The sequence below is a fragment of the Duganella sp. 1411 genome, assembly GCF_017833525.1.
Lineage (GTDB): Bacteria > Pseudomonadota > Gammaproteobacteria > Burkholderiales > Burkholderiaceae_D > Rugamonas.
This window is the reverse complement of record NZ_JAFICD010000004.1, coordinates 385,764-404,102: the sequence shown is the minus strand read 5'-3', so window position 1 is coordinate 404,102 and position 18,339 is coordinate 385,764. Positions and strand designations below refer to the sequence as shown.

General features: G+C 68.1%; 14 protein-coding genes. 11 read left to right on the top strand and 3 right to left on the bottom strand.

The window, feature by feature from the left end; genetic code table 11:
* Positions 1-56: 56 nt before the first annotated feature.
* From JOD97_RS22600 to JOD97_RS22585, 4 genes are all read left to right on the top strand, one after another.
* Positions 57-2,027, top strand: a complete 1,971-nt coding sequence (locus JOD97_RS22600) for an FAD/NAD(P)-binding protein (protein ID WP_209723650.1) — start codon at positions 57-59, stop codon at positions 2,025-2,027.
* Positions 2,028-2,196: 169 nt separating this feature from the next.
* Complete coding sequence (locus JOD97_RS22595) at positions 2,197-3,090, top strand: hypothetical protein (protein WP_209723647.1); 894 nt, start codon at positions 2,197-2,199, stop codon at positions 3,088-3,090.
* Between the two features lie 257 nt (positions 3,091-3,347).
* Positions 3,348-4,250 (top strand): ABC transporter ATP-binding protein, encoded by a 903-nt coding sequence (locus JOD97_RS22590; protein ID WP_209723644.1) that lies wholly within the window; start codon positions 3,348-3,350, stop codon positions 4,248-4,250.
* A gap of 9 nt (positions 4,251-4,259) precedes the next feature.
* The gene (locus JOD97_RS22585; protein WP_209723641.1) at positions 4,260-7,841 is read left to right on the top strand and encodes a M1 family aminopeptidase; all 3,582 of its coding nucleotides are present in this window, start codon (positions 4,260-4,262) and stop codon (positions 7,839-7,841) included.
* Between the two features lie 41 nt (positions 7,842-7,882).
* On the opposite strand, the gene JOD97_RS22580 is transcribed toward JOD97_RS22585, so the two are convergent.
* Positions 7,883-8,815 (bottom strand): LysR family transcriptional regulator, encoded by a 933-nt coding sequence (locus JOD97_RS22580; protein WP_209723638.1) that lies wholly within the window; start codon positions 8,813-8,815, stop codon positions 7,883-7,885.
* A gap of 135 nt (positions 8,816-8,950) precedes the next feature.
* Here JOD97_RS22580 and JOD97_RS22575 point away from each other — a divergent pair, with 135 nt between their 5' ends.
* Entirely contained in the window at positions 8,951-9,352 is a 402-nt protein-coding gene (locus tag JOD97_RS22575; RefSeq protein WP_209723636.1) for a RidA family protein, read from the top strand.
* Between the two features lie 100 nt (positions 9,353-9,452).
* Here JOD97_RS22575 and JOD97_RS22570 read toward each other — a convergent pair whose 3' ends face one another.
* On the bottom strand, positions 9,453-10,136 hold the full coding sequence (locus tag JOD97_RS22570; RefSeq protein ID WP_209723633.1) for a sigma-70 family RNA polymerase sigma factor: 684 nt from the start codon (positions 10,134-10,136) through the stop codon (positions 9,453-9,455).
* A gap of 161 nt (positions 10,137-10,297) precedes the next feature.
* Here JOD97_RS22570 and clpP point away from each other — a divergent pair, with 161 nt between their 5' ends.
* From clpP to JOD97_RS22540, 6 genes are all read left to right on the top strand, one after another.
* On the top strand, positions 10,298-10,912 hold the full coding sequence (clpP, locus tag JOD97_RS22565) for an ATP-dependent Clp endopeptidase proteolytic subunit ClpP (protein WP_209723630.1): 615 nt from the start codon (positions 10,298-10,300) through the stop codon (positions 10,910-10,912).
* Between the two features lie 88 nt (positions 10,913-11,000).
* A complete protein-coding gene (locus JOD97_RS22560; protein WP_229264639.1) occupies positions 11,001-11,708 on the top strand; it encodes an ABC transporter ATP-binding protein in 708 nt (235 codons plus the stop codon).
* Complete coding sequence (locus JOD97_RS22555) at positions 11,705-13,702, top strand: HlyD family efflux transporter periplasmic adaptor subunit (protein WP_209723627.1); 1,998 nt, start codon at positions 11,705-11,707, stop codon at positions 13,700-13,702. The genes JOD97_RS22560 and JOD97_RS22555 overlap by 4 nt, the downstream gene beginning before the upstream one ends.
* Complete coding sequence (locus JOD97_RS22550) at positions 13,699-14,949, top strand: efflux RND transporter periplasmic adaptor subunit (protein WP_229264638.1); 1,251 nt, start codon at positions 13,699-13,701, stop codon at positions 14,947-14,949. Before JOD97_RS22555 ends, JOD97_RS22550 begins: the two co-directional genes overlap by 4 nt.
* Positions 14,946-16,181 (top strand): ABC transporter permease, encoded by a 1,236-nt coding sequence (locus JOD97_RS22545; protein ID WP_209723624.1) that lies wholly within the window; start codon positions 14,946-14,948, stop codon positions 16,179-16,181. Before JOD97_RS22550 ends, JOD97_RS22545 begins: the two co-directional genes overlap by 4 nt.
* A 41-nt stretch (positions 16,182-16,222) precedes the next feature.
* Positions 16,223-16,996, top strand: a complete 774-nt coding sequence (locus JOD97_RS22540) for a hypothetical protein (RefSeq protein WP_209723621.1) — start codon at positions 16,223-16,225, stop codon at positions 16,994-16,996.
* A 53-nt stretch (positions 16,997-17,049) separates the two neighbouring features.
* Here the strand turns inward: JOD97_RS22540 and JOD97_RS22535 are convergent, their stop codons facing one another.
* On the bottom strand, positions 17,050-18,324 hold the full coding sequence (locus tag JOD97_RS22535; protein WP_209723618.1) for a cytochrome-c peroxidase: 1,275 nt from the start codon (positions 18,322-18,324) through the stop codon (positions 17,050-17,052).
* Between the last annotated feature and the right edge of the window lie 15 nt (positions 18,325-18,339).

Below are 18,339 nucleotides of genomic sequence, written 5' to 3'. Positions count from 1 at the left end.
TTTGAGGGTCGTTTATTTATCATAGGCAAGTTGGCTATGAGGAAAGGCGATCTGATATGAAACGCTATACTGTTACCATCGTGGGAATGGGGCCGCGCGGACTGAGCGTGCTCGAACGCATCGCCGCCATTGCCGGCAGCCGCCAGCTGCTGCTCGACATCGTGCTGGTCGAGCCCGGCGAGTGCGGGCCCGGCGTGCACAGCCCCCGCCAGCCGCGGCACCTGTTGATCAACACGGTGGCCAGCCAGGTCACCATGTTCCCGGCCGCCGGCGCGGTGCAGCACGCGCCGCTGTGCGCGACGCCGTCGCTGACGGCATGGGCGCGCCAGAGCGGCTACCGCCGCTTCGGCGACGCCTACCACCGCATCGAAGGCGGCGCCGAGATCACCGAGGCCGACTACCTGCCGCGCAGCATGCTCGGCGAATACCTGGCCTGGGCCTACCAGCAGGTGGCCGCCGCGTTGCCGGCCGGCGTCACGCTCACGCACCACCGCCTGCGCGCCACCGACCTGTGGCCGCAGCAGGGCGGGCGCACCGCGATCGAACTTGAAAGCGGTTTCATCTTCCATACCGATTTCGTCTTCCTGACCACCGGCCACGGCCGCAACCTGCCCAGCGACCTGGACGCCTCGCTGGCCCGGTTCGCGCGCGACCACGCGCGCTACAACAGCCGCCTGGCGTTCGTGCGCCACGTCTACCCGCTCGACCAGCTGGACCGCCTCGGCCCCGAGGCGCGCGTGGCGATCCAGGGCCTGGGCCTGAGCGCGCACGACGTCATCGCCGAACTCACGGTGGGGCGCGGCGGCAGCTTCGTGCGGCTGCCGGGCGGGCAGGGCCTGCCGGGTTTACGTTATCAACGCTCCGGGCGCGAGCCTAAGCTGACCTTGTGCTCGCGCAACTGCCTGCCCTACGCCGCGCGCGGCATCAACCAGAAGGGCCTGGACGGCCGCCACCACCCGCATTACTTCACGCCCGACGCGGTCGAGGCGCTGCGGCGCATGGCGCTGGCCACGCGCGGCAGCCGCCAGCTCGATTTCGACCGCGACCTGCTGCCGCTGCTCAAACGCGAAATGGCCTGGGTCTACCGCAACACGCTGGCGCGCACCGGCGCGCTGCCGGCCAACGCCCGTCCGGCCGAGCACGCCGCGTCGGCGGCCGCCCTGGTGCCGGACCCGCTCACCTTCGTGCCGGACGCCGACGACGAGGCGCTGATCGACAGCCTGCTGTTTCCGCTGCAAGAGCGCCAGTTCGCCAACCTCGACGCGTTCCGCGGCTTTTTCGTCGACTGGCTGCGCGCCGACCTGCAAGAGGCCCGGCTGGGCAATGTCGACAGCGCGACCAAGGCCGCCACCGACGTGCTGCGCGACGTGCGCGCCACCTTGCAGGCGGCCATCGAGCACGGCGGCCTGACGCCGGCCTCGCACCGCAAATTCCTCAACGTCTACCACCCGGCCATCAACCGCGTCGCCTTCGGCCCGCCGCTGCGCCGCAACGAGGAGTTGCTGGCGCTGCTGGACGCCGGCGTCATCGAACTCGTCTCCGGCCCCAATTGCGTGGTCGAGACCGACGAGAACGACGCCACCTATGTGCTCAGCACGAAATTCGCCGACGGCACCGAGCGCCGGCCGGTCGACGTGCTGGTCGTGGCCCGGCTGGACGGCTTTTTCCCCGAAACGGACGAATCCTTACTGATTCGTAATGTGTTAAAACGCGGCCTGGTGCGACCGTATTACAACGGCGTGTTCCACCCCGGCGGCATCGAGATCGACGACGCCAGCCAGCCGCTCAACCTGCAGGGCGAACCGGCGCGCAACATCTGGGCGCTCGGCTATCCGGTCGAGGGCTGCCACTACTACACCCACGCGTTGCCGCGTCCGCTGCTGCGCTCGCGCCAGGTGCTGGACGCCGACCGTTGCGTGACCGCCATGTTCGCGCAGATGGCCGATTATCCCCGCCGCAACCCCGGGCGGGCGGCCGCGACCGCGCTGGCGCCGGCGGTGAACGATGCCACGCATGTTATTTTGTAAAGCCTTGGATACATACGGTAACACCCGTGAAGACGTGAAAATTGTAAAGTGGCTACTTGGGATACGCGCACCGATTTGACGGGCGCGGTATGATGGTCCTGAACAGATGTTTCCAAACCACCGGGACTCTGGCACTATGGCCGCATTTTCACGCACAAGGTTTGGTATCTTGCACCACGACTCCCATATACTTTCCGCAACCGGATATTGCGAAACCTGCGGCCAGCCCCTGCCGCAGGCCGGGGAAGGGTATGCCACGTGGGACCGCAAGCCCAAGTCCAACCGGATAGGCATCGGCATCTCGATCGGCCTGCACCTGCTGGCGGTGTTGTATTATTTCATCGCCCCGGCGCCGGAAAAGACCCGGACCTCGTCGCCGCCCAAGCGCGGCGAGATGGTCTACATCCAGCCGCTGCCGATCACGCCGACCAAGCCCCAGCCCAAGCCGCAGCCCAAGACCGAGGTGGCCAAGGCCAGCAAGCCGCCGCCGCCGCGCAAGCAGAGCGCCTCGCGCGACACGCCGTCGGCCGTCAAGCCGAAGCTGGAAACCTATGTGCCGCCGGTGCAGGCGACGATGACGCCGCCGCCGGAAGCGGACATGTCGGAAATGATCGCCAAGCGGCGCGCCGCGCGCGAAGCCAACAATCCGCAGCCGGCGCCGCCGGCGCCGGAGGAGAGCGCCAACGACCGCGCGCTGCGCATCGCCAAGGCCAACATCGCCGGCGCCCAGGGCCGCTCCAGCGGCGTCGACCGCGACGACACGGGCGGCGTGTTCTCGGTCGACAAGCGTTCCAACAGCGCCGACGTCAAGTTCCGTGGCTGGAACACCAACTTCAAGCGCAACTGGTTGCAGCAGATCCACGTCGACCAGGGCGGCGAGAAGGACATCGAAACGGCCGTGGTCAAGGAAATGATCAAGATCATCCGCAAGGAAAAGCCGGGCGACTTCGAGTGGGAATCGCGCCGCCTGGGCAAGACCGTGCACATGAGCGCGCGCAAGGAGGACGAGAAGGAATTGATGGCGTTCCTGTTGAAAGAGATGTTCCCCGAATACCGGCCGTAGATCGGCCTGGCGTCACGACAACCCCGGTCCCCTTTCGCCACGCCACCCGCCGCGCCGCTTAAGGGGACGTACCCCCGAGGGTACGTCCCCGCCTGGCCGTGCGGGTTGGGCGGGGGGGCCCGACACCGCCCAGCGCCGAAATCCCGCCGTCCATCCCCGAAACTTGCCGCCAATCGCAAACCCCTGCTAAGTTTGCAACTTTACCTTATAGTAAGGTTGCCGCGGACCTGGTCCGCCTTATCAGGAGAACTCGTTTCATGCTATCGATCAAACAGCTGAGCAAGACCTACGCCAACGGGGTCAAAGCGATCAACGACGTCAGCCTGGACATCCCCAACGGCATGTTCGGCCTGCTCGGCCCGAACGGCGCCGGCAAATCCTCGTTGATGCGCACCATCGCCACGCTGCAAGATCCCGATAGCGGCAGCATCGACTTCGACGGCCTCGACGTGCTGGCCCGGCCGGAGGCGCTGCGCCGCCAGCTCGGCTACCTGCCGCAGGACTTCGGCGTCTACCCGAAAGTCAGCGCCGAAACCCTGCTCAACCACTTCGCCGTGCTCAAGGGCCTGACCGCGCGCGGCGAGCGCAAGGAGGCGGTCGAGGCGCTGCTGCAGCAAACCAACCTGTGGGAGGCGCGCAAGCGCAACCTGGGCACCTACTCGGGCGGCATGCGCCAGCGCTTCGGCATCGCCCAGGCGCTGCTCGGCTCGCCCCGGCTGGTGATCGTCGACGAGCCGACCGCCGGCCTCGACCCGGACGAGCGCAACCGCTTCCTCAACCTGCTGGCCAAGATCGGCGAGCAGGTGGTGGTGATCCTGTCGACCCACATCGTGGCCGACGTCACCGACCTGTGCCCGCGCATGGCCATCATCGTCAAGGGCGAGGTGCTGAGCCAGGGCGAGCCGCTGGCCGCGATCGACACGCTGCGCAGCAAGGTCTGGCGCCGCAGCGTCAGCGCCGAGGCGCTGGCCGACTACCAGCAGCGCTTCAACGTGCTGCACACGCGCCTGGTGGGCGGCAAGCCGCAGATCAACGTCTACGCCGACAGCCAGCCCGACGACGGCTTCATCGCCGTCGAGCCGGACCTGGAGGACGTCTACTTCCTGCACGTGCGCAACGCCGCGCGCGCCGCGCCGGCCGCCGCGCCGGTCGCAGCCTGAGGAGGCGCCATGTTGCTTGAATTTTTCAAATTCGACCTGCGCTACCAGCTGCGCCAGCCGCTGCTGTGGGTCAGCGGCCTGATCCTCGGCTTGATGGCGTTCGGCGCCACCACCAGCGACGCCATCCAGGTCGGCGGCGCGATCGGCAACGTGCACCGCAACGCGCCGACCGTCGTGGCGCAGATCCTGGGCACGTTCACCGTCATCTCGATGTTCATCGTCACCATCTTCATCGCCGGCACCGTGCTGCGCGACAGCGAGGTCGGCATCTCCGACATGCTGTTCGCCACGCCGATGCGCAAGTACCAATACCTGCTCGGCCGCTTCAGCGCCGGCCTGGTGGCCTGCCTGGCGATCTTCGTGCTGGTCGCCGTCGGCATGCTGCTCGGCCCGCTGATGCCGTGGGTGGACACGGCCCGCGTCGGCCCGCTGCCGGGCGCGGCCTACCTGTGGAGCTTCGCCTTCTTCGTCATCCCCAACCTGCTGTTCGTCGGCGCGCTGTTGATGCTGCTGGCGGCCACCACCCGCTCGATGATGCTGGTCTACGTCGGCGTGCTGGGCTTTTTCGTGTTGTGGGCCGTCGCCGGCGCCTTCACGCGCGACATCAACAACGAATGGATCGCCGTGCTGGTCGATCCGTTCGGCGTGCGCGCCTTCAGCCGCGCCACCCGCTACTTCTCGGCGGCCGAGGCCAACGCCGGCCTGCCGCCGTTCACCGGCTACCTGCTGGCCAACCGCGTGCTGTGGCTGGGCGTGGCGGCGCTGTTCTTCATCGCCACCTTGATCCTGTTCAAGCCGCAGCGCGTCGGCACCGGCCGCCGCCTGTTCGGCAAGGCCAAGGCCGCCGCCGCCGTCGCGCCGGTGCCGCCGGCTGCCGCGCTGCCGCGCATTTTGCCGCGCTTCGGCGGCGCCACCGGCTGGATCCAGTGCTGGCACATCCTTGCCTTCGACGCCAGGGCGGTGTTCAAGAGCGTGCCCTTCCTGGTGATGCTGCTGTTCGGCGTGCTCAACTTCCTGGGCGCGGCCAGCCAGGCCAACAGCATCTTCGGCACCGCCGTCTACCCGGTCACGCACCTGATGCTGCAAACGCTGAACGGCACCTTCAACTTCATGCTGATCATCGTGCTGACCTTCTACGCGGGCGAACTGATCTTCAAGGAACGCCAGGTCAAGATCGCCGACGTCGGCGACGCCATGCCGGTGCCGGACTGGGCGCCGCTGCTGGCCAAGTGCGTCGCGCTGGTCGGCGTCATCTTCGGCTTCCTGCTGACCGGCGCGGTGGCGGCGGCCGGCTTCCAGCTGGTCAGGGGCGGCGCGCCGATCGAGGTCGGCCTGTACGTCAAGGGCCTGCTGCTGGACTCGGCCTTCTTCGTTTTGATGGGCTTGTTCGCCGTGGCGCTGCAGGTGCTCACCAATAACAAGTTCATCGGCTATTTGCTGGTGATCCTGCTGATGGTGTCGCAGATCGTGCTGGGCGTGATGCACTTCGACCACAACCTGTACAACTTCGGCGCGATGCCCGGCCTGCGCTATTCGGACATGAACGGCTACGGCCACTTCCTCAAGGGCTGGTCGTGGTACGCGCTGTACTGGAGCTTGTTCACGGTGTCGGCGCTGATGCTGGCGCAGGCGTTCTGGGTGCGCGGGCTGGCGCGGCCATGGCGCGCCCGCGCGGGCCTGGCCGGCGCGCGCCTGAAGGGCGGCGCCGGCGTGGCGCTGGCGCTGAGCGTGGCCGGCTGCATCGCCACCGGCGCCTGGATCTTCTACAACACCAACGTGCTCAACGAGTACGTGCCGTCGGACGTCGCCATGGACCGGCAGGCCGACTACGAGAAGCGCTACCGCAAGTACAAGGACTTGCCGCAGCCGCGCATCACCGGCGTGCGCGCCGATGTCGACATCTATCCGGCCGAGCGCCGGGTGGCGATCCGCGGCCACTACCTGCTGGAAAACAAGACCGGCGCGCCGCTGTCCGAACTGCGGCTGCAGTTCAATCCGGACGTCGACATGCGCTTCGACAACCTGCCGCCGCACCAGGTCGTGCTCGACGACAAGATCGCCGGCTTCCGCGTCATAAAGTTGGCGCAGCCGATGGCGCCGGGCGCGCGGGTCGACCTGGCGTTCACCGTCGACGTCCACCACCAGGGCTTCACCAACAGCGGCGCGGCCGACAGCGTCAACCTGAACGGCACCTTCTTCAACAACGGCGAGTTCTTCCCGCACTTCGGCTACCAGAGCGCGCGCGAGCTGACCGACCGCAACGAACGCCGCAAGCGCGGCCTGGGCGAGCCGCAGCGCATGGCCAAGCTGGAGGACGAGAAGGCGCGCGCCAATGGCGTCTTCGGCGGCGAAGCGGACTGGATCGATTTCGACACCACCGTCTCGACCAGCGCCGACCAGATCGCCATCGCCCCCGGCTACCTGCAAAAGAGCTGGGAGCAGGGCGGGCGCCGCTATTTCCACTACAAGATGGACCGGCCGATGGTCGGCTTCTTCGCCTACCTGTCGGCGCGCTGGAACGTCAGGAAGGGCGAATGGCGCGGCGTGCCGATCGAGGTCTACTACGACAGCAAGCACGCCTACAACGTCGACCGCATGATCGCCTCGACGCAAAAGTCGCTCGACTATTTCGACGCCCACTACACGCCGTACCAGCACAAGCAGGCGCGTATTTTGGAGTTCCCGAACTACCAGGGCTTCGCGCAATCGTTCGCCAACACGATCCCGTATTCGGAATCGCTGGGCTTCATCGCCGACCTGCGCGACAAGGAGGACATCGACTATGTGTTCTACGTCACCGCGCACGAGATGGCGCACCAGTGGTGGGGGCACCAGGTGTTCGGCGCCAACGTGCAGGGCTCGACGATGCTGATCGAATCGCTGGCGCAATACTCGGCGCTGATGGTGATGGAAAAGGAATACGGGCGTAGCAAGCTGCGCCGCTTCCTGCGCTTCGAGCTCGACAGCTACCTGCGCGACCGTGGTGGCGAGCTGATCGAGGAACAGCCGTTGTTCCGGGTCGAGAACCAGCAATACATCCACTACCGCAAGGGCAGCCTGGTGTTCTACCGCCTGCGCGACGAGATCGGCGAGGACGCGCTCAACCGCGCGCTCAAGCGCTTCCTGCAAGACAACGCGTATCACGGCGCGCCGTACCCCACCAGCCGCGACTTGCTGGCCTACATCCGGGCCGAAGCGCCGAAAGACAAGCAGGCGCTGATCACCGACCTGTTCGAGAAGATCGTGTTCTACGACAACCGCGTGACTGAAGCGAAGGCGAAGCAGCGCGCCGACGGACGATGGGACGTGACGATGACGCTGCACCTTGCCAAGATGGAAGCGGACGGCAAGGGCAAGGAAACGCCGCGCGCCTACGACGAGCCGGTCGAGATCGCCGTGTTCGCGCGCGCGGCGGGGGCCAAGGAAAGCGAGGAGCGGGTGTTGTTCACCGACAAGCGGCTGCTGGTGGGCGGCGACCCGGTGGTCACGGTCACGGTCAAGGAGCGGCCGTTCGACGTCGGCGTCGACCCGTACAACAAGATGATCGACCGCGTCTCGCGCGACAACCGCAAGGAAGTGACGATCGACTGAACTCCGAACTCCGGGGTCAGGTCCACCATTTCTACACGAGCTCATGCATCGTGGTGGACCTGACCCCGGATTGGCGCGTGCTCGGCCATCAGTTCCACGATCCAATCGATAAACACGCGCAGCTTCTTGCTCACATGCCGGTTCGGCGGATACGCGATATACATTGGCATGACATCGCTATGCCAGCCGTCGAACAGCGGCACCAGCGCGCCGCTGCCGACATGCGGTCCGGCCATGTAGTCGGGCAGCCACAACACGCCCAAGCCGGCCAGGCCGGCGGCCAGATACGCGTTGCCGTCGTCGATCGCCAGGATGTGGCGGCCGCGCAGTGCCACCGTTTCGGCGCCGCTGCGCATGACGTAAGGCAGGCCATCACCGCCGCGCGCGCCTTGATACCGGATCAGGCGGTGATGGGTATCTTCCAGCTCCGCAGGGTGCGCGGGCGTGCCCGAGCGCGCCAGATAACCGGGCGCCGCGTACACGCGCATTTGCAATTCGCCCACGCGCCGGGCCACCAGCGACTGGTCGGTGATCTCGCCGCCCCGCACGACACAATCGACGTTTTCGCCGATCAGATCGACCTTGCGGTCGCTGGCGCCCAGGTCGAACTCGATATCCGGAAACCTGGCGTGGAATCGCGGCAGCGCCGGCACCAGAATCATCGTGGCGAACGGACTCGGCACGTCGACGCGCAGCTGTCCCCGGGGCGCCGTCAGCGCGCCGGGAAGGCTGGTTTCCAGGTCCTCCAGCTCGCCGAGCAGGCGCACCACGCGCTCGTAATAGACGGCGCCGTCCTCGGTGACGTTGACCTTGCGCGTGGTGCGGTTGAGCAACTTCACGCGCAGGCCGGCCTCGAGTTGCTGCATCAATAACGTGATGCTGGCCCGGTTCATGCCCAGCGTTTGCGCCGCCTTCGTGAAGCTGCCCGCCTCGACAATCCGGACGAACGCGCGCATGGCATCGAATTTGTCCACATCCACCTCCCAGTAATTGTTTGGATTATACAAACAGTCCTGATCGGGCTTGCCCGTTTATCGATCCAATGCGCGGCGTTACAGTGCATCGATGCCAAGCCCGAGCCGGGCGCGGAACTTTAAGGAGATAAGTCGATGACAGTTCGTGACGTGGTGTTTCCCCCGGGGCGGCAAGCCCTGTATGAAAAAAACCGCTACTCGCCGGCGGTGCGCGCCGACGGCTTGCTGTTCGTGTCGGGGCAGGTGGGCAGCCGCGAGGACGGCTCGCCGGAGCCGGAGCTGACCGCGCAGGTGCGGCTGGCGTTCGACAACCTCAACGCCGTATTGCGCGCCGCAGGCTGCACGTTTGACGACGTGGTGGACGTGACGATATTCATGGTCGATCCGGAATCGCGGTTTGAACTGATCTGGAGCGCGGCGCAGGAATACTGGGGCGAGGCGCCCTATCCGAACGTCACCGCGGTGGGTGTCACGTGGCTGTATGGCTTTCAGTTCGAGATCAAGGCCATCGCCAAAATTCCCGCTAAGTTAGGCTGACATCGGAATCACGTAGGGCGGATTAGCGCAGCGTAATCGGCCATGCATGCGCCGCCGGCGGCGCATGCATGGCCGATTACGGCGTTCCGCCTAATCCGCCCTACGCCGCCAAGGCGGGGCTGTATGAGGCGTCGTTGGCGGCACCCAGCCGGGCCGGTGGCGCGATGCTGACGGACACCGGCTGGTCGGCGCCGAGCAGTGTCACCATCCCCGCCACGTCCACGCCGTTGATCGCGGCCTGGAAGCGGCGTACCAGCTCGCGGCACAGCTTCTCGCTGGCCGGCGCCTCGCCCGCGACATCACGCAGCCGGCGCCGCGCGCGCGCCAGGTGCTGGCGCGCGTTCACCGCTTTCGTGCCCAGCGCGGCGGCAATGTCGGCATGTTCGCATTCAAACACCTCGTGCAGCACCAGCGCCACCCGCTCCGACGGCGACAGGCGCGCCAGCAGCCGGGCCAGCGCCTCGCCCAGTTCGGCGCGCCGCAGCAGGCCGTCCTCCGCCGGCGCCGGCGCCACCTCCGGCGTCAGCTCCATGGCGTTGCGCGCCGCCGCCATGTCCCGGGCGCGCCGGCGCAGACGGTCGATCGACTGGTGCCGTACCACGGTGGTCAGCCAGGCCGCCGGTGTCGCCAGCGCCGCCTGTTCGGCCCCTTGCCATTTGAGAAAACAATCCTGGACGACGTCCTCGGCGTCCGCCTCGCTGCCGACGATGCGGCGGCTGATCGCTTGCAGGCGCGGCCGCAGTTGTTCGAACAGCGCGCCGTCGGTATCGGTGGTGGGTGGCATCGGCAATCTCCTGTGATGGGGCGGGTGCCACATGACGCCCGGCAGGGCCCGGATGTGACAAGCCAACTATATATTTTTTTGCCGTCACACGGCGCGGGCCGGCATACGTCAAGCGCGAAATCATCAACCTGGTGATTCAACGCTACCGCGAAAGGACGATCATGACCGCCAATTTCCCCCGAGGCCTCGGCCTGGTTCCCACCGTCGTCGAACAGACGGGACGCGGCGAACGCGCCTTCGACATCTACTCGCGCCTGCTGAAAGAGCGCGTCGTCTTCCTGGTCGGCGAGGTGACCGAGCAGTCGGCCAACCTGATCCTCGCGCAGCTGCTGTTCCTGGAGTCGGAAGACCCGCACAAGGATATCTCGCTGTACATCAATTCGCCGGGCGGTTCGGTGTACGCGGGCCTGGCGGTCTACGACACGATGCAGTTCATCCAGCCGGACGTGTCGACCCTGTGCACCGGCTTCGCCGCCAGCATGGGCTCCTTCCTGCTGGCGGCGGGCGCCATCGGTAAGCGCTACGCCTTGCCCAACGCCCGCATCATGATCCACCAGCCGCACGGCGGCTCCCAGGGCGTGGCGTCCGACATCGAGATCCAGGCGCGCGAAGTGTTGTACCTGCGCCAGCGCCTCAACGCCATCTATGCCGAACGCACCGGGCAAACGCCGGCGCGGATCGACAAGGACTCGGACCGCGACCATTACATGTCGGCCGCGGAGTCGGCCGAATACGGCCTGATCGACCGTGTGCTGGCCACGCGCGAGGCCGGCTGAAACCCGCGCCGCCGGCGCCATACGGCCGGGCCCGTGTAGAAATGGTGGACCTGACCCCGGAGCTTACAAATTATGACAAGTTAAGGAATTGACAAAAGATGGCGGCGCCGGGATACTTCCCGGCATGATCGAGCTCAGCAATATACGCAAGACCTACCGCCAGGGCGGTAACGAGATCCACGCGTTGGATGGCATCGACTTGCGCGTGGCGCCGGGCGAGTTCGTCGCCATCATGGGGCCGTCCGGTTCCGGCAAGTCGACCTTGCTCAACGTGCTCGGCGCGCTCGATCGTCCGGACACCGGCCGCTATCGCCTGGCCCAGGACGAGATCAGCGCCCTCGACGACGACGCCGCCTCCGATGTGCGCAACCGCCGCATCGGCTTCGTGTTCCAGTCGTTCCATTTGCTGCCGCGCCTGACCGTGCTCGAGAACGTGCTGCTGCCGCAGCGCTACGCCCGCCACGCCGACGCCGGCGCCGCCGAACGCGCCGTCGCCTTGCTCGAGCGCATCGGCCTGGGCCAGCGCATCGGCCACCTGCCGGGCCAGCTGTCCGGCGGCCAGCTGCAGCGCGCCGCCATCGCCCGCGCCCTGCTCAACCAGCCGGCGTTGTTGCTGGCCGACGAGCCCACCGGCAACCTCGACTCGCGCAGCGCGGCCGACGTGCTCGAACTGCTGCGCGAATTGCACGCCGGCGGCCAGACCTTGGTGCTGGTCACCCACGATCCGGCCATCGCCGCCGGGGCGCAGCGCACCATCCATTTGCGCGACGGCCGCATCGCCGAAGGCGGGGCGTGAGGCGCGCCACGCTGGCGCTGTCGGGCGTGGCACTGCTGGCGCTGGCCGGCGCCGCCGCGCTGGGCCTGGGGGCGATGGGCGCCGGCAAGGCGTCCGCTTCCGCCCCGGGCGACGCCGGCGCGGCCCAACACGCCGCCGACGCCACCGTGGCGCCGACGCCCCGTCCGGTGCTGCTGACCGGCGAGGTCGAGGCGCTGGACTCGCAAACCATCGTGGTGCCGCCGTCGAACTCGTCGCCGCTGACCTTGCGCAATTTCGTCGCCGAGGGCAGCCACGTCAAAGCCGGCGACGTGGTGCTGCGCATCGAGACCGGCGGCGCCGCCAACATCGACCGCCTCAAAACCGACCTGGAGCAGGCACGCGCGCGCGCCGAAAAGGAAACCGCCACGCTCGAAGTGGCCGCCGTCGAGACCGAGAAGGCGCTGGTCAGCGCCCAGGCCGCGCTGGACAAGGCCAAGGTCGACGCGGCGCTGCCCAAGCGGCAGATCTCGGCGCTGGACTACGACCGCCATCAGGGCGAACTCGAGCGCGCCACGCGCGACCTGGCCATCAAGCGCGACGCCGATGCCAGCGCACGCGCGGCGATCGGCCGCCGCCGCGAGGACGGCGCGCTCGAGGCCAGGAAGCTGCAGATCAACCTGGCCTTCCAGATGGCCCAGCTGGCGCAGTCCGAAGTGCGCGCCCAGCGCGACGGCGTGGTCGTGCACGGCTACAGCCCGTGGCAGGGCCAGCGTTTCGAGGAGGGTTCCTCGGCCTGGCCGGGCAACGCCGCCGGCGTGGTGCTGGGCAACGGCGAGATGGCCGTCACCGCCTGGGCGCTGGAGGCGGACCGGCCCTACCTGTCCGAAGGGGCGCCGGTCAGCCTGCGCTTCGACGCCCTGCCGGGCGCCGCCGCCGTCACCGGCAAGATCAAGTCCATCACCAGCGCGCCGGAAGCGCGCGCCAGTTGGGGCCTGGGCCGCTACTTCCGCGTCAAGGTCGCGCTGCCGGCCGGGCATGGCCTGCCGCTGGTGGCGGGCATGAGCGTGCTGGTCGAACCGGGCGCGGCGCCGGCGCCCGCAGCGGCGCAGGCGCGCGCGGACGACGCCCTCGCCATCGAGGGTGAGATCGCCTCGCGCGGCGCCTTGCCGGTGGCGCCGCCGACCATCGCCTACGTGTGGCAATACAAGCTGGCGCAGCTGGCGCCGGAAGGCATGATGATCGAGGCCGGACAAGCGATCGCGCAGTTCGAATCGTCCGAGGTCACCACCCAGTTGATGGCGCAGCAGGGCGCGCTGAACGAGAAACAGCGCGCGCTCGACAAGCTGCGCATCGACCAGACCGAGGCCGACCGCGCCGGCGAACTGGCCGTGGCCGAGGCGCGCAGCAACGCCGACAAGGCCGACCGCAAGGCCACCATGCCGAAGGAACTGATACGCCGCGTCGACTACGACAAGCTGGTGATCGACCGCATCGAGAAAAACCAGCTGGCCAAGCTGGCCGCGACGCAACACCAGGCGCAGATACGCGCCCGCCACGCCGAGCGCGCCGGCCTGGAGGCCGAGATCGCCCAGCTGCAAACGCAGATCGCCGCGCTGGCCAAGGGCCAGGCGGCGCTGAAGGTGGTGGCGCCGCGCAAGGGGCTGGTGGTCTACCGCACCAGCTTCAACGGCGAAAAATTCAGCGCCGGCAGCCAGGTGTGGATGGGCTTGTCGGTGGCGACGCTGGCCGATCCCGACCAGCTGTACATCGCCGCCAGCGTGCCCGAGGCGCAGTCGTCGCGGGTGCGCGTGGGGCAGCTGGCGCGCGTGACGGTACCGGGCAGCAACCAGACGCTCGGCGCGCGCGTGGTCGCGCTGGGCCGCGCCTTCCATGGCAAATCGAGCGCGCAGCCGGCGATCGTGCGCGATGTCGAATTGCAGTTCGACGGCGGCACCAGCGGACTCAAACCGGGCGCCGCGGTGCAGGCCGAGCTGGTCGCCGACGCCGCCCGTCCAGCGGAGAAAAAACGATGACGAACGCGCCCCGGAAAACGGCCGCGCGGATGCCGGCGTGGGGCCCGGCGTTGTTGCTCGGCCTTGGCGTGGCGCTGGCCTTGAGCGCCTGCGACGGCGATGCGCCGTCCGCCGGCGCCGCCGCCGAGACGCTGGCGCCGCGTCCGTGGCTGGAGACCTTGGCCGTCGACGGTGAAATCAAGGCCGCCGCCAGCACGCCGCTCAATGTGCCGGGCAGCGGCTGGAGCCAGCGCGTGCTGGTCGACATGGTGGCCGACGGCAGCGCCGTGCAAAAGGGCCAGGTGGTGGCGCGCTTCGACGCCCCGCAATCGCGCATGGAGCTGTCGCAGGCCGATCTGGAATTGCTGCGCAAGACGCTGGCCGAGCAGGCCAACGCCAGCACCGCCGCCGTCGAGCACGACACGCTGGTCGGCGATCGCGCCAAGGTCGAGGACGACCTGAACCTGAGCCGGCGCTACGCCGACGTCGACCTGAGCATCTTCGCCCGCAACACCATCCTCGACGCGCTGGCCGATGTCGGCTTCCTGACCACCAAGCGCACCTATCTGGACTGGAAGGGCGGCCAGGCGCAGGCGCGCACGGCCGCGCAGGACGCCGTGCTGCATTCGCAGCGCGACAGCGTGGTGCGCACCGCCGCGCAAAAACGCGATAGCCTGTCCGCGCTGGAACTGGTGGCGCCGCACGACGGCGTGTTCCTGCTGGCGGCCAAGTGGGACGGCACCAAGCCGGAGATCGGCTCGAACCAGGCGGCCGGGCAGGAGTTCGGCGCGCTGCCGGACCTGGAGCAACTGGTGGCCCACTTCAGCGTGGCGGAAGGCCAGGCCTTCGGGCTGAAGGCCGGGCTGCCGGTGCGGGTGCGCCTGGCCGGCACCGGCACCGAGCTCGAGCTCAAGGTGACGCGCGTCGGCAGCAATGCCAGCACCATCTCGCAGGAGTCGCCCGTCAAGTACAGCGATTTCGACGCCGCCATCGACAGCGCCACCGCGCGCAAGCTCGGCCTCAAGCCGGGCCAGGCGCTGCGCGGCGTGGTGCAACTGGTGTCCAGGCCGGCCGCGCTGACGGTGCCCAACATCGCGCTGGTGCGGGACGGCGCCGGCTACGTCGTCTACACCGAGGAGCACGGCAAGCAGACCCGCCACAAGGTCGAACTGGGCCAGCGCGGCCCAGTGCGCAGCGAACTGAAAAGCGGCGTGGCGGCCGGCGCGCGCGTCGTGCTGCTGCCGCCGGCGCCGACGGAGAAATCATGAACCTGGCCTTGATCCGTGAGGCGGTGACCGAACTGCGGCGCCGCAAGCTGCGCACCGGGCTGACGTTGCTGGGCATGGTGTTCGGCGTGGCCGCCATCGTCGCCATGCTGGCGGTGGGCGAGGGCAGCAAGCGCGAGGCGCTGCGGCTGGTTGCCGAGCTGGGGCTCGACAACGTGCTGGTCGAGAGCAAGGCCATCGACCCGGAAAAGCTCAAGGACATCCGCACCCGTTCGCTGGGCCTGTCGGCGGCCGATGGCGCGGCGGCGTTGTCGGTGGTGCCGGGCGCGGTCTCGGTGTCGATGAAAAAGGAAATCAAGGTCGACCAGCTGGTGCTGGGCCAGCGCGTGGTGCCGGCGCGCGCCTACGCGGTCTCGCCGGCGTACGCCGAGCATGGCGGCCTGCGCCTGGCGGCCGGCCGCTGGCTGGCGCCGGCCGACAGCGCCACGCTGGCGCCGGTGTGCGTGCTGGGCGCGCGGCTGGCGCGCACCCTGTTCGGCGACGCGCCCGCGCTCGGCCGCCAACTCAAGCTCAACCACGTGTGGCTGGAGGTGGTCGGCGTGCTGCAGGACCGCGCGCAAAGCAAGTCCGACTTCGAGGGCGTGAAATTGGGGCTGGACGACGAGCGCCTGTTCGTGGCCTGGGAGACGGGCAGGGCGCGCTTCAACTTCAAGCGCATCGAGGACGAGGTCGACGGCATCAGCGTGCGGCTGGACGGCCAGGTCGCGCCGGACCAGGCCGCGCGCGTGCTGCAGGCGCTGATCGTCCAGCGCCACGGCGGTGCCGACGACACCAACCTGATCGTGCCGATGGGGCTGTACCGCCAGAACCAGCAGACGCAGCGGATCTTCGCCATCGTCATGAGTTCGATCGCGGCGGTGTCGCTGCTGGTGGGCGGCATCGGCATCATGAACATCATGCTGGCCAACGTGCTGGAGCGGCGCCGCGAGGTCGGCCTGAAGCGGGCGCTGGGCGCGCGCCGGCGCGACGTGGTCGAGCAATTCCTGGCCGAGGCGCTGGTGATCGCCGTCAGCGGCGCGCTGCTGGGCGTGGTGCTGGGCGCGGTGGCGGCCTACAGCATCGCCGCGCTGGCCGGGTGGTCGGTGGCGTGGTCGCCGTTCAGCCTGATCGCGGCGGTGCTGCTGTGCGTCGCGGTGGGGCTGGCGTTCGGCGTGTTCCCGGCGCGCCAGGCGGCCGCGCTGGACCCGATCGCCGCGCTGCGTAGCGACGGCTAAAAAATACCACATTAACTTTGAATGGAAGGTATAACTGATCCATGCGTGTTGCTCTCCCGATTGTCCTGCTGTTGTTCGTATCGGGCGCTGTTGCGGCAAGCCCTGGCACTGAACAAACCCCGGCCGAAGTCACCCAGCAAGTGACGGTGGCGGGCACCAAGGACCCCGACTGGAAACCGTACCGGAAAATGTTGGACGGCATGGACGCGTTCGAGCGCTACCATTCGCTGGCGCCCAACGCGGAACTGAAATTCATCCTGCGCCCGCAACAGCCCAATTTGACCTTGGCCGATCTCACGCTGCGCATCGTCGGCGACAGCGTCAACATCGGCATCCCGATCGCGGGCGACTATACCTTCTCGCTGCCGCGCGACCCGGCGGCTGCGCAGGACGACGCCGACTTGCGGCTCAGCAGCAAGAAGGGGTTGTTCCGTTGGCGCCCGGATATCCATACCGCGGGCCTTCCCGCTGGAACGCGCCGGCTCGGCGATCTGCGTCTGGAATGCGAAGTGCGCTGGGCGGTCGATAGGTTTGACGCGTCGTTTCTGCAACTGGCTTACCTGGTTCCGTTGGGCGGGGCTTGTCACACCTCGAGGGGCCGGGTGTTCTACACGACCGCCGCCCCGATCACGGCCGTGACGCTGGTGTCGAGTTCCCTCCGCGAAAAGTTGCCGGCAGACCGCCTTTCCGCGAAAGACCCCACGCGTTATGCGCCGCCGCTGCATGACAAGAGCTGGCCGGATGATACGCTGGTCGAATTTGAATTCGCCGCGCCTGCCGTTAGCGCCGTCGTTGGTAAGGAAAACCCGGCTTGACCGCGCACATCCCGATGCTCACCTTCGACGGCTTCAACGAGCTTGATTCATATTTATAGGCCGGCGGCGGCCGGTTTTGAAACGGCGGCCCCCGGTGGCCGATAGCCGTCGGTCAAAGTCTTGAGGAAGGCCACCACATCGGCGATTTCGCGTTCGCTCAGCGCCGGCTTGCCGCCGGGACGGCCGCCGAACGGCGCGTCCATGTTGACGTTGGCCTCCAGCCCGGCCGGCTGGTCGTCGAACTTGCGCTCCCGGTACCACTGCATCGGCGCCGTGTCGCGCGTGGCGTAGAAACGCACGACGTCCTCCAGCCGGTCGAAGCCGCCGTTGTGGAAGTAGACCTTGCGCAGCGCGACGTTGCGCAGCGACGGCGTCTTGAAGCGGCCGCAATATTCCTTATGGTCCTTGAGGTCGGTGCGGTCCGGGCCGCACAGGCCCAGGTCGTAGTGGCGCGGGTCGGCGTTGACCTGCAGCTTGCGGTTGCGCGGCACGCCGATGTTGATCAGGCCGTAGTCGGTGAACTGCGGGAACACGCCGCCCGGCGAGATCCGGCTGATGTGGCAGGACGCGCAGTTGCCCTTGGTTTCGTCGTTGAACAGCCGCAGCCCGCGCAGTTCCGGCGCCGACAGCGTGGCCTGCTTGCGCAGGAACGCGTCGTACTTGCTGGTGTACGGATAAAAATCGGCCGGGCTTTCCTGGAACACTTCCAGCGCCATCAGCGCCCCCCGCAGGGCCGCGTCCGGCCGCGCGAAGATGTCGTCGCCGTACACCTGGCGGAATTGCGCCGCCAGCGGACCGGCGCGCAGCCTGGCCAGCACCGCCGCCTCGTCCTGGTTGCCCATCTCGCGCGCCGACAGCAGCGGCCCCAGCGCCTGCTCGTGCGCCGAGCGCGCGCGGCCATCCCAGTCGTGGCCGCCGGTGGGGCCGGCGTCGGTGCTGTCGTCGCCGTCGTCATCATGGTAGTGCTCGCTGAAGGCGGGCGCGTTCTGCAGGTAGCGCAGCGACGGCGCCGCGCGCGTGCCCTCGGTGCTGCCGTCGGCGCCGCCCAGCTGCGCCGCCAGCTTGTTGGCGGGGCTGTAGGCGTTGTCGGGACTGTGGCAGCTGGCGCAGGCCAGCTTGCCCGACGCCGACAGGCTGGTGTCGTTGAACATGGCGCGCCCGAGCGCGGTCAATTCGGGCACCGTCGGCCGCCGTCCGGCCGGCGGCGCGTAGGCGGCATCGGTCGCCGTCGCGGCAGGGGCGGCTGGAGCGGCTGGAGCGGCAGCAGGCGTGGCGCGCTGGCAGGCGGCCAGCAGCGTGGCCAGCAGGATCGCATAAATAATTTTCATGCGTCCATCCTAGCA